A 12,050-nucleotide genomic window follows, 5' to 3' on the forward strand; every position below is an offset into this window, starting at 1 on the left:
GGCGCCCGTACGGGCCCGGGTTCCGCGCGGCACCGCGCCCGGTGGTGTTCCCGTGGTGTTCAGGTGGAGTTCGTGGGCGCGCGGGAGGGTGGCCCGCGAGATCCGGCCACCACAGGGAGACGCCACCACCATGCCGCTGAACCGCAGAGAGTTCGCCAAGCAGTCCGCCGTCGCCGGTGCGGGGCTCGCCCTCACCGGTGTCGTCGGGGCTCTCGCCACCGCGCCCGAGGCGCTCGCCTCCGACGAGCCGGAGGCGTACGGGGCGGGCCACCGTCACGAGCCCGCGCTCGGGTACGGCCCGCTGGTCGCCGACCCCGACGGGATGCTCGCGCTGCCCGAGGGCTTCTCGTACCGCGTCATCACCCACAGCGGTGAGACCCGCCTCGAGTCCGGCGAGTTCACCCCCTCCAACCACGACGGCACCGCCGCCTTCGACGGGCCGCGCGGCACCACGTACCTGGTCAACAACCACGAGCTCAAGGGCCCCCGCGCCTCGTGGCCCCACCCCGTCCCGCTCGCCGAGGGCCTCGTCTACGACCCGGCCGCGGCCGGCGGCTGCACCGTCGTCGAGGTGCACCGCGACGGCACCGTCGCCGAGTGGGTCGGCCTCGCCGGCACCTCCACCAACTGCGCGGGCGGCCGCACCGCCTGGGGCACCTGGCTGACCGGCGAGGAGACCGAGGACCTGGCCGGCAAGAACGGCATGACCAAGGACCACGGCTACATCTTCGAGGTCGACCCGCACGACCGCCGCGCCAACCTCGCCCCGAAGCCGGTCAAGGCCTTCGGCCGGTACGCCCACGAGGCCGTCGTCGTCGACCCCAAGCGCGGCCACGCCTACCTCACCGAGGACGCCTCCGGCCCCAACGGACTGCTCTACCGCTGGGTGCCGCCGCAGGACTTCGAGCACGGCCGCGGCCGGCTCCGCGCCCTCGCCGACGACGCCGGCGCGCTCCAGGCCTTCAAGTGCATCGACTCCTCGGGCCGCTTCGTGGACGACCTGTCCCGCGCCACCCGGATCGGCACCGTCTACGGCGTCGACTGGATCGACGTCCCCGACCGCGACGCCCGCACCACCTCCGTCCGCAAGCAGTTCACGGACGGCCAGGTCACCCGTGCCCGCAAGCTGGAGGGCATGTGGTGGGGCGACGGCGGCGCGTACATCGTCTCCTCCTACGCGCGCGAGGAGAGCCCCGGCGCCGCGCACGACGGCCAGATCTGGTTCTACGACCCGAAGCGCCGCACCCTCACCCTCAAGGTGCTCCTCGGCGTGAACGCCACCCCGGACGAGGACGGCGCCTTCGACGGCCCCGACAACATCACCGTCTCCCCGTACGGCGGTCTCGTCATCGCCGAGGACGGCGAGGGCGTCCAGCACCTCTTCGGTGCCACCGACTCCGGCCGCACCTACCCCATCGCCCGCAACGACCTCAACGACAGCGAGTTCACCGGCGTGACGTTCTCGCCCGACGGCGACACGCTGTTCGCCAACATCCAGACCCCGGGCATCATGGTCGCGATCACCGGTCCCTGGCGCCGCCAGCCCCGTCGTTGAGGCTTGAACTGATCCCTGGTCAGGTCCATGGACTGACATCTAACATGTCAGTCCATGGACGCACTGCGGCCCGTGGGCCGGACCCTGCTGCGTGACCGGGCCTACGAGGCGCTGCGCGAGGCCATCGTGCGCGGCGACCTCGCCCCCGGTGTCCCGCTGAAGGACGCCGATCTCGCCGAACGGCTCGGGCTCTCGCGCGCACCCGTGCGCGAGGCCCTGGCCCGGCTCGGCGCCGAGGGACTCGTCGAGTCCAAGCCGCAGAGCTACACCCGGGTCACCCGGCCGGTCAGCCGGGTCGTCCGGGACGCCGCCTCGGTGGTGCGGGTGATGCACGAGCTCGCCGCCAGGACCGGGGTGCCGCTGCTCGGCCCCGAGGGCATCCGCACCATGCGCGAGGCCAACGAGCGCTTCGCGGCGGCCGTCCGCGCCTCCGACGTGGAGGCCGCGCTCGACGCCGACGACGAGCTCCACCAGGTCCTCGTCGTCGCCAGCGGCAACCACGCCGCCGCCGCGACGATCGCGCGCTACACCCCCCTGATCCGCCGCGTCGAGCGGCGGCTCTTCGGCGACGCCGGGAGCTGCGGATCGGCCGAACTGCACGCCCGGCTCATCGAGGCGTGCGCGGCGGGGGACGCGGAGGAGGCGGTGCGGGTCACCACGGAGATCTGGGCCGCGCTCGAACAGCTCGCGGACGACGCCATCGAGGTGGCCGAGGTCACGGGCATCTTCGCGGGACCGGCCCAGGGGGCCGGGGAGATCGCGGGTGGGAGGCCCCCCGGGAGCCACGAGCCCGGCACCGGGAAGCCCGTGCCCGGGGATCCTGTGCCCGGGAAGCCCGTGCCCGAGAGGCCCGTGCCCGAGAGGCTCGTGCCCGCGGAGCCTCCGGTTCCGTAGGGCCCCAGCGCGTCCAGGACAGTCGACCGTCGCCGCACCCACCGGGAGCCGCTTTGCCGATCAACGACTTCGACCGCTATCCGCTCCTCTTCGGACCCTCCCCGGTCCACCCGCTCGAACGGCTGACCCACCACCTCGGCGGCGCCGCCCTGTGGGCCAAGCGCGAGGACTGCAACTCCGGCGTCGCGTACGGCGGGAACAAGACCCGCAAGCTGGAGTACCTGGTCGCCGACGCGCTCGCCCAGGGCTGCGACACCCTCGTCTCCATCGGCGGCGTCCAGTCCAACCACACGCGCCAGGTCGCCGCCGTCGCCGCCCGCGCCGGCCTCAAGTGCGTCCTCGTGCAGGAGAGCTGGGTCGACTGGCCCGACTCCGTCTACGACAAGGTCGGGAACATCCTGATCAGCCGCCTCGCGGGCGCCGACGTGCGCCTGGTGAAGGCCGGATTCGGCATCGGCTTCAAGGAGAGCTGGGAGCAGGCCCTGCGCGAGGTCGAGGAGGGCGGCGGGAAGCCGTACGCGATCCCCGCGGGCGCCTCCGACCACCGGCTCGGCGGTCTCGGCTTCGCGAACTGGGCCTACGAGGTCGCCGAACAGGAGCGGGAGCTCGGCGTCCTCTTCGACACGGTCGTCGTCTGCTCGGTGACCGGCTCCACCCAGGCCGGCATGGTCGCGGGCTTCGCCGCGCTCGCCGAGGAGGGCGGCCCGGCCCGGCGGATCATCGGCATCGACGCCTCCGCGAAGCCCGTCCCGACGCACGAGCAGATCACCCGGATCGCCCGGGACACCGCCGCCCTCATCGGCGTCGAGCGCGAGGTGACGGCGGCCGACGTCGAGCTCGACGAGCGCTACCACGCCGGGGTGTACGGCATCCCGGACGAGACCACCCTCGACGCGATGCGGCTCGCCGCCCGCACCGAGGGCATGGTCACCGACCCCGTCTACGAGGGGAAGTCGATGGCGGGTCTGGTCGACCTGGTGGACCGGGGAGAGATCGGCCGGGACTCGACCGTGCTCTACGCCCACCTCGGCGGCCAGCCCGCCCTCAACGCCTACAGCGCCCTGTTCTGAGGCCTACAGCGCCTGGGCGGCCGGCTTGACCATGCCCCGGACGGTCCGCGACTTCACGAACTCGCCCATCGCCGTCATCTCCCACTCGCCGGAGAACTGCTTGATCAGCTTGGCCATCATCACGCCGGTCTGCGGCTCGGCCGTGGTCAGGTCGAAGCGGACCAGCTCCTCGCCCGTCGCCGCGTCGAGCAGCCGGCAGTAGGCCTTGGCGACCTCGGTGAACTTCTGGCCGGAGAAGGAGTTGACCGTGAAGACCAGCCCGGTGGCGTCGGCCGGGAGGCGGCCGAGGTCGACCGTGATCACCTCGTCGTCGCCCGCGCCCTCGCCGGTCAGGTTGTCGCCGGAGTGCTTGATCGAGCCGTTCAGGATGGACAGCTTGCCGAAGTAGCAGCTGTCCAGGTGGTTGCGCTGCGGGCCGTACGCGATGACGGAGGCGTCCAGGTCGATGTCCTTGCCCCGGTAGGCGGGCTCCCAGCCGAGGCCCATCTTGACCTGGGAGAGCAGCGGGCGGCCGCCCTTGACCAGGGACACCGTCTGGTTCTTCTGGAGGCTGACCCGGCCCTTGTCGAGGTTGATCTTGCCGGTGGAGACGGGGCCGGCGGCAGGGGCGGCGGCCGGGGCCGGGGGCACGGAGGCCGCGACGCGCGGGTCCACCGGGGCGGCGGGCGGCGCGGGCGGCACCGGCGGGGCGACGGGGGCTGCGGCGACGGGCGCGGGGGCCGGTGCGGCGGCGGGCTCGTCGTCCACCGAGACGCCGAAGTCGGTCGCGATGCCGGCGAGCCCGTTCGCGTACCCCTGGCCGACCGCGCGGGCCTTCCACGCGCCGTTCCGCAGGTAGATCTCGACGACCACGAGCGCCGTCTCCGTGGCCAGCTGCGGCGGCGTGAACGTGGCGATCACGGAGCCGTCGTCCGCGTTCCGGATCGTGGCCGTCGGCTCGATGCCCTGGAAGGTCTGGCCGGCGGCGTCCGGGCTCGCCGTGACGACGATCCGCTCGATGCCGGCGGGGAGGGCGCCGGTGTCCACCAGGATCGCGTCGGGCGCGGCCCCGCCGCCGGAGCGGTAGGTGACACCGGGCCCGGCCGGCTGGTTGTAGAAGATGAAGTCGTCGTCCGAGCGCACCTTGCCGTTGGCGCCGAGCAGCAGGCCCGAGACGTCGAGCCGCACGGGGGCGGCCACGTCCACCGCCACGCGCGCGGCGGTGAGAGGGATGTTCGAGCCGGGGGTCATAGCGGTCATGCCAGGGGTAACGATCAGGCCCCCTTTGCCGTTCCCTTACCGACGACCGGTTCGGCCACCCCGGTGACGGGGGCCATTCCCGGTCAGATCCGCCATAAGAATATTCTTTCGACCCATGGGAGAAGCGGGGGCCGCGGGCGGCGCGGGGACATCGGGCGGGAGCTCGTTCCGGACGGAGGACGTGGACGAGGCCCGCGAGGAGCTCGACGCGCGGTACTACGCGAACCGCATGGCCGTCGTCGACGGGGAGCGGCGCCCCTTCGCGGCCCGCTTCGACACCGTGGCGCTCGGGCCGCTGGTCATCGGCGACCTCAGCTGCGGCGCCGACGTGCGGATGAGCTTCGGCGAGCTCGGCGCGTACCACCTCAACGCACCCATGAGCGGAACGATGGAAATGCGCCAGGGCGGCAGCTCCCGGATCGTCGCCACGCCCGCCGAGGCGCTGCTCCTCGACCCGGCCGGCGACACCTTCCTCGACCGCTGGAGCGGGGACTGCCGGACCCTGTCCGTGAAGGTCGGCGCGGCCGAACTGCGCGACCGCCTCGAACAGCTGATGGGCCGTCCCCCGCGCGGCCCGCTCGTCTTCGCGCCCCGCCTGGACATCACGCGCGGCCCCGGCCTGAGCTGGGTGCGCTTCGCCCGTCAGGTCGCCGCCGAGGCGCTCGCCGGGGAGGGCCTCGCCACGCACGAGCTGGTCGCGAGGCCCCTCCAGGAGGCCCTGCTCAACGGGCTGCTCCTGGCCGCCGAGCACCCCTGGCGCGAGGCGCTCGCCCACCCGGGGGAACCGCGGCGCCCGGCCCCCGTCAAACGCGCCATGGACGCGGTGCGGGAGCGACCCGAGCACCCGTTCACGACCACCGAACTCGCGACCCTGGCCCGGGTGAGCGTGCGCCGCCTCCAGGAGTCCTTCCGCGAGTACGTGGGGATGTCACCGATGGCGTACGTGCGCGAGGTCCGGCTCGACCGGGTCCGCGAGGAGCTGCGGGCGGCCGCGCCGGACGAGGTGAGCGTGAGCGAGGTGGCCTGGCGCTGGGGCTTCGCCCACCAGGGCCGGTTCGCGGCCCACTACCGGGAGCGGTTCGGCGAGCCGCCGTCCCGGACGCTGAGGGCGAGCGCCTGACGGGTCGCTGGGCGGCCGTAGGGCGGGCGCCTGACCGGGGTCGGGGGCGGGGCGCATGAGCGACCACAGGAAGCGGGCGCCCGATCGGGAACGGAGCGCGAGCCCACCACCGGGAGGGGCGCACCGTGCGCTTCCGGGCCTGCATCGACCCGTCGCGCATTCCGGACAGGTGCCGCGTTCTGCGGCTCGCGATGATCTTCGGGCGGGCCTACGGTGAGCAGGTCCGGCGCGCAGTCCCGCGCCCGTGACCCGGGCCCCGGCCGGCTCCCCCGTATCAGTCCGGCCGGGTCCTGCGTACCTCCGTGCCCCGCGCTCAGTGCGGCCAGCGCGGCGCGTCCGCGCAGAACTGGCCGCCCACGTACAGGTCGTCGGGGCTGCCCTCGACCAGGGGGCCCTGCTCGGCGAGGATCTTCTCCGCGTACGCCTCCGCGTCGTCCTCCGGCGCGTACCCGAGCGCCCGGGCCGCGGAGAGGTCCCACCACGCGCGCGTGTTGGCGGACGAGCCGTACACGACCGTGTGGGCCACGTCCTGCGCGGTGAGCGAGGCGTGCACGAGACGGGCGCAGTCGGCGGGGCTCAGCCACGTCGAGAGCATCCGGGCCGAGGTGGGCTCCGGGGTGCAGGAGCCGATGCGCAGGGAGACGGTCTCGATCCCGTGCCGGTCCCAGTAGAGCTGGGCGAGGTCCTCGCCGAAGCACTTGGAGAGGCCGTAGAAGGTGTCGGGCCGGTGCGGGGTGCCGACCGGGACCGGCGGCTCGCCCTCGCGCGGGCGCCGGGTGAAGCCGACCGCGTGGTTGCTGGAGGCGAAGACCACGCGCCGGACGCCCTCCTCGCGGGCGGCCTCGTAGAGGTGGTGGGTGCCGGCGATGTTGACGGCCAGGATCTTCTCGAAGTCGGCCTCCAGGGAGATGCCCGCCAGGTGCACGATCGCGTCGACGCCCCGGGCCGCCTCGCGCAGCGCCGCCCGGTCCGCGAGGTCGGCGCGGACCGCGTCGGGAGCGCCCGGCACGGGGTTGACGTCCAGGAGGCGGAGCTCGTGGCCGTACGGGGGCAGCAGCTCCCGCATCATCGTGCCGACGGCTCCGGCGGCGCCGGTGAGCAGGACGGTGCGGGGTGCGGTCATGGGGCGGGTCTCCTCTGTCGAGCGGCGTGCGCGGGGGCGCTGTTCACCCCCGTGGGCACGCTAGGAAGGCGCCCGACGGAGCGTCAAGAACCTTGACGGAGGTGCGCAATCGCCTTGACCGGACCGGCCTAGGGAGCGTCCGGCAGCGCCGCGAGGAGGCGCTGGGCCGAGGCACGGGTGTCGGCGACGTGGGCGCGGGCCAGGGCCTCCGCACCGTCCTCGTCGCGGTCGCGGACCGCCTCGTACAGCCGCTCGTGCGCCCCGCACATCGGCTCGCCGTCCGCCTGCGCCGAGGTGAGCCGGAAGAGCCGGCGCAGCCGGGAGTCGAGCGGGGCCATCAGGTCCATCAGGAGCGGGTTCCCGGAGAGCTCGACGACGTGGCGGTGGAAGTCGGCGTTGAGCGAGACGGCCTCGCGCAGCCGCCCGGACTCCGCCGCCCTCCTCGCCCGCGCCAGGAGCCGCTCCAGGTCCCGCAGCTGCGCGGGGCTCGCGTGCCGGGCGGCGAGCCGCGCGGCCAGGCCCTCCAGGTTCTCCCGTACGTCGAAGAGGTGCTCGGCGTCCCGCGGGCCGAACTCCGCGACCACCGAACCCCGGCGCGGCTGCACCGAGAGGAAGCCCTCCGACTCCAGGCGCTGCATCGCCTCGCGCACCGGCACCCGGGAGACCCGCAGCTCGTCGGCTATCTCCCGCTCGACGAGCCGCAGCCCCGCCGGGTAGTCGCCCTCGATGATCCGCTCGCGCAGCTCCACGTACACCCGCTCCCGCAGGGACGGGTGGGTGTCCCCGATGGCGGTGCTGCGGGCGGCGGGACGGGGGGTGGTCATCGGGAGGGCTCCAGTCGGGAGGTGCGGCGGAGACGGTGCTTCCCCGATCTTCGCAGACCGGTTCGGGAGGGGCTCGAAGTGAGGGCCCGCACACCATTGCCTGGTATTCGGTATACCAGCTACGTTGGCGCCGCGCCGCGATCACCAGGGGGATCCCGGCGTGCCCCCTGCGACTCGTACGTACCTTTCGCCAAGGAGACACCATGAGCGAGGCCTCCGCCCCGCCCGGGCCCACCGCCCTCCTCGGGGCCGCCCTCCCCGACGGCCGCACCGCCGACGTCCACCTCGAGGACGGCCGGGTGAGCGCCGTCGAGCCGCACGTACCGGGCCGTCCGGCCCTGCCCGGCGCGCTCGACCTCGGCGGCGCGCTGCTGCTGCCCGCCCTCGTCGACGGCCACGCCCACCTCGACAAGACGCTCCTCGGCGCCCCCTGGCGCCCGCACCGGGCCACCGCCACCCTGCAGGAGCAGATCGAGTCCGAGCGCGAGTCCCGCCGCACCGAGGAGGTGCCCGTCGCCGAACGGGCCGCCGCGCTCGCCCGCCGCATGGTCTCCCTCGGCACCGGACACGTCCGCTCCCACGTCGACGTCGACCCCGACACCGGCCTCGACCACCTGCACGCCCTCCTCGGCGTCCGCGAGGAGTTCCGCGACCGGCTCGGCATCCAGCTCGTCGCCTTCCCGCAGTCCGGGGTCGTCGCCGCGCCCGGCGTCGCCGACCTCCTCGACGCGGCCCTCGCCGACGGCGCCGACCTCGTCGGCGGCCTCGACCCCGTCGGCTTCGACGGCGACGCGGCCGGCCAGCTCGACCTCGTCTTCGGCCTCGCCGAGCGCCACGGCAAGGGCATCGACCTGCACCTCCACGACGGCGGCGAGACCGGCACCGCCCAGCTGCGGGACATCGCCGCCCGCACCGCCGCCCTCGGCCTCGGCGGCAAGGTCGCCGTCAGCCACGCCTACGCCCTCGGTGACGTCGACGACGGCGACCTCGACCGCACCGCCACCGCCCTCGCCGCCGCCGGCGTCGCGATCATGACCAACGGCCCGAGCGGCCCCGTGCCGCCCGTCCTCCGGCTGCGCGAGCACGGCGTCCGGGTCTTCGCCGGCTCCGACAACATCCGCGACACCTGGTGGCCCTACGGCACCGCCGACATGCTCGAACGCGCCACGATCATCGGCCTCAGGACCGGTCTCATGACCGACCCCGAACTGTCCGTCGCCGCCTCCCTCGTCACCGGCGAGGCCGCCGCCGCGCTCGGCCTCGTCGACTACGGCCTCGCCCCCGGCGCCCGCGCCGACCTCGTCGCGGTCGCCGCCGGCTCCGTCGCGGAGGCCGTCGCCGCCCACCCCCGCCGGCTGCTCGTCCTGCACGCCGGGAAGGTCGTCGGTCCCTTCGCCGACGACGACTACCCGGCGCTCGTCCCGTCCGCGTCCGGCCCGTCCGCGCTCGTCCCGTCCGCCGGAGGAGCCGCGTGAACACCGACACCGCATCCCGTACGGCTCCGAAGGCCCCGGAGACGGCGGGCCGTCTCGCCGCCGGCCGGATCGGCACCTTCGACCTCGTCTTCTTCGTCGTGGCCGCCGCCGCGCCGCTCACCGTCCTCGCCGGCGTCGCCCCCTTCGCCATCGGCATCGGCGGCCCCGGCGCCCCGCTCGCCTACCTCGTCTCCGGCGTCCTGCTCGCCCTCTTCGCCGCCGGGTTCACCGCGATGAGCCTGCACGTCCGCAACGCCGGCGCCTTCTACGCGTACGTCGCCCGCGGCCTCGGCGTCGGCACCGCCTACGTCGCCGTCGTCTCGTACAACCTCGTCACCCCCGGAGTCGCCGCCGCCTTCGGCTACTTCGCCGCCGGATCGGTCCGCGACGCCACCGGCGCCGACGTGCCCTGGTGGCTGCTCTCCGGACTCTGCGTCCTCGCCGTCGGCGTGCTCGGCTGGCTGAAGGTCACGCTCAGCGCCAAGGTCCTCGGCATCGCCCTCGTCCTGGAGGTCCTCTCGCTCGTCGTCATGGACGGCGGCATCCTCGGCGAGCGCGGCACCGCCGCCCTCGACACCGCCTCCTTCGCCCCCTCCACCCTCGCCGCCGGCGGCGTCGCGGGCATGTTCGTCCTGGTCATCGGCGCCTTCACCGGCTTCGAGGCCACCGCGATCTTCGCCGAGGAGGTACGCGAACCCCGCAGGACCGTGCCCCGCGCCACCTTCATCGCGATCGGCTTCCTCGCCGTCTTCTACTCCCTCGGCTGCTGGCTGATCATGGGCGCGTTCGGCACCGACCGGGCCGTCGAGCTCGCCCGCACGGCCGACGGACCCGAACTCACCTTCAAGGCCGCCGAACTGTACGCGGGGCCCTGGCTGGCGGACGCCATGCACGGCCTCATCATCGTCAGCGCCTTCGCCGCCACGCTCGCCTTCCACAACGCCGGAGCCCGCTACCTCTACGCCCTCGGCCGCGAAGGCCTGCTGCCCCGCCGCCTCGGCGCGGTCTCCGGCAGGCACGGCTCGCCCGGCGGCGCCGTCGTCGCCCAGACCGGCTTCAACCTGGCCGTCGTCGCCGTCGGGGCGCTCCTCGCCGCCGACCCGTACGGCGAGGTCTTCCTGTGGACCAACAGCGTCGGCGTCCTCGGCATCATGGGCATGCAGGCCCTCGCCGCGCTCGCCGTCTGGGCCTACTTCCGGCGCGACCGGATGGGCCTCTCGGCCGCCCGCGTCGTCTGGGCGCCGCTCGTCTCCTGCGCCGGCCTCGCCCTGCTGACCGTCCTGGCCGTGGTCCACTTCGACCTGCTCACCGGCCGCACCGGCGCCGTGAACACGGCCCTCCTGGTGCCGCTGCCGGTGGTCCTCGTGGCCGGCCTGCTCGTGGCCCGGCGCATCCGCCGCACGGACCCCGAGCGGTACGCCTCCCTCACGACGGTGGACGTGGAGCGGGACTGACCGGGTGCGCGTACGGGGCGGGGGCCGCCCCCCGCCCCGTACGCCCGGCCGTGCTGCTCAGACCAGGCGGCCGTCCCGGGCCACCACCCGGCCCGCGCGGACCACCAGGTCACGGCGCGGCACGTCCACCACCGCCTGCGGCAGGCACTCGCCGTCCATCAGCATGAAGTCGGCGGGCGAGCCCGGCCGGAGGTCCGCCTCCGGCAGGCCGAGCAGCTCCGCGCCCCCGTCGGCCGCGACCCGGAAGCAGGCCTCCAGCTCCTCGTCGAGCCGGGCGTCCAGGGCCCACGCGGCCAGCCAGGCGCGGTGCAGCATGTCCGCGTCGCCGAACGGGCTCCAGCTGTCCCGGACCCCGTCCGAGCCGAGACCGACCGTCACCCCGCGCTCCGCGAGCCGCGCGAACGGCAGGATCGTCGTCACGGACAGCGCGACCGTGGTGAGCGAGATCCCCGCCTCCGCGAGCAGGTCGGCCGTCTCGTCGAGCTCCCTGCCGGAGAGGGCGGCGACCGCGAAGGCGTGCCCCACGTTCACCCGGCCCTGCAGGCCGAGGGCCCGGGTGCGGGCGGCGATGTCCCGCAGCGGCGCGAGGCCCTGCTCGCCCCGGTCGTGGAGGTGGATGTCGAGCCCGAGCCCGTGCTTCTCGGCCAGCCCGAAGACCGTGCTGAGCTGGTCGCCGTTGTCGCCCTCCCGACCGCCGTCCGCGTCGAAGCCCGCCGGGTCGATGCCGCCGATGTGCGTGACGAGCCCGCTCGCGGCCGCCTCCGCCAGGAGCTCGGCCACCCCCGGCGTCCGGACCACCCCGTGCTGCGGGAACGCGACCAGCTCGACGTCCACGATCCCGGCGAGCTTCCGGGCCGCCTCGGCGACCCCCTCGATGCCGGAGAGCCCGTAGGCCGGGGCCACGTCCGCGTGGGCGCGCATCGCCCGGGTGCCCCGGGCGGCGGCGTGCGACATGAGCCGCAGCGCCCGCTCGCCCACCGGGGTCGGCAGGGCGCGGGCCAGCTCCACGTCACCGGCGACGTACTCGGCGATGCCGTGCGCGGGGCGGCGGCTGTGCCAGGGCTCGCCCCAGGAGGTCTTGTCGGGGTGGATGTGGGCGTCCACGAGGGTGGGGAGGGCCAGGCGGCCGGCGCCGTCGATCCGTTCCACCTCGGCGCCCGGGGGGATCTCCGCGACCAGTTCGCCGTCCACGGCGATCAGGTCGCGGGGCTGCTCCCCGAAGGGGCGGACGTTGTGGAAGACGGTGACGGTCACGGGGGCGCTCCTTGGGTGCGGGGTCAGCTGATGCCCCATTTG

The 12,050-nt window shown here is 74.6% G+C and carries 10 protein-coding genes; 6 read left to right on the plus strand and 4 right to left on the minus strand.

From position 1 onward, the window contains the following. The first annotated feature begins 130 nt into the window (after positions 1-130). Genes GGE06_RS05520 through GGE06_RS05530 form a run of 3 tightly spaced genes read left to right on the plus strand, consistent with a single transcriptional unit; the run spans position 131 to position 3,519 of the window. The gene (locus GGE06_RS05520; protein ID WP_116161636.1) at positions 131-1,555 is read left to right on the plus strand and encodes an alkaline phosphatase PhoX; all 1,425 of its coding nucleotides are present in this window, start codon (positions 131-133) and stop codon (positions 1,553-1,555) included. Positions 1,556-1,609: 54 nt separating this feature from the next. Further along, on the plus strand, positions 1,610-2,449 hold the full coding sequence (locus GGE06_RS05525) for a GntR family transcriptional regulator (RefSeq protein ID WP_184930119.1): 840 nt from the start codon (positions 1,610-1,612) through the stop codon (positions 2,447-2,449). Positions 2,450-2,502: 53 nt separating this feature from the next. Next, entirely contained in the window at positions 2,503-3,519 is a 1,017-nt protein-coding gene (locus GGE06_RS05530) for a 1-aminocyclopropane-1-carboxylate deaminase (RefSeq protein WP_116161637.1), read from the plus strand. Positions 3,520-3,522: 3 nt separating this feature from the next. Here GGE06_RS05530 and GGE06_RS05535 read toward each other — a convergent pair whose 3' ends face one another. Beyond that, complete coding sequence (locus GGE06_RS05535; RefSeq protein ID WP_246532308.1) at positions 3,523-4,758, minus strand: TerD family protein; 1,236 nt, start codon at positions 4,756-4,758, stop codon at positions 3,523-3,525. Positions 4,759-4,873: 115 nt separating this feature from the next. On the opposite strand from GGE06_RS05535, the gene GGE06_RS05540 reads away from it, so the two are divergent. Further along, complete coding sequence (locus GGE06_RS05540) at positions 4,874-5,878, plus strand: AraC family transcriptional regulator (protein ID WP_221517663.1); 1,005 nt, start codon at positions 4,874-4,876, stop codon at positions 5,876-5,878. A 313-nt stretch (positions 5,879-6,191) separates the two neighbouring features. Here GGE06_RS05540 and GGE06_RS05545 read toward each other — a convergent pair whose 3' ends face one another. Beyond that, on the minus strand, positions 6,192-7,001 hold the full coding sequence (locus GGE06_RS05545) for an NAD-dependent epimerase/dehydratase family protein (protein WP_116161640.1): 810 nt from the start codon (positions 6,999-7,001) through the stop codon (positions 6,192-6,194). A 128-nt stretch (positions 7,002-7,129) separates the two neighbouring features. Next, complete coding sequence (locus tag GGE06_RS05550; protein WP_184930120.1) at positions 7,130-7,825, minus strand: GntR family transcriptional regulator; 696 nt, start codon at positions 7,823-7,825, stop codon at positions 7,130-7,132. A gap of 203 nt (positions 7,826-8,028) precedes the next feature. Here GGE06_RS05550 and GGE06_RS05555 point away from each other — a divergent pair, with 203 nt between their 5' ends. Both GGE06_RS05555 and GGE06_RS05560 read left to right on the plus strand, forming a co-directional pair. Beyond that, positions 8,029-9,300 carry an amidohydrolase gene (locus GGE06_RS05555; protein ID WP_184930121.1) on the plus strand — a complete coding sequence of 424 codons (1,272 nt, stop codon included), beginning with the start codon at positions 8,029-8,031 and terminating at the stop codon, positions 9,298-9,300. Beyond that, positions 9,297-10,754: an APC family permease gene (locus GGE06_RS05560; RefSeq protein WP_184930122.1), complete on the plus strand. Its 1,458-nt coding sequence runs from the start codon at positions 9,297-9,299 to the stop codon at positions 10,752-10,754. Before GGE06_RS05555 ends, GGE06_RS05560 begins: the two co-directional genes overlap by 4 nt. A gap of 57 nt (positions 10,755-10,811) precedes the next feature. Here the strand turns inward: GGE06_RS05560 and GGE06_RS05565 are convergent, their stop codons facing one another. Then, positions 10,812-12,047 (minus strand): amidohydrolase, encoded by a 1,236-nt coding sequence (locus tag GGE06_RS05565; protein ID WP_184930123.1) that lies wholly within the window; start codon positions 12,045-12,047, stop codon positions 10,812-10,814. Positions 12,048-12,050: the final 3 nt, after the last annotated feature.

This window comes from Streptomyces nymphaeiformis, from assembly GCF_014203895.1.
Lineage (GTDB): Bacteria > Actinomycetota > Actinomycetes > Streptomycetales > Streptomycetaceae > Streptomyces > Streptomyces nymphaeiformis.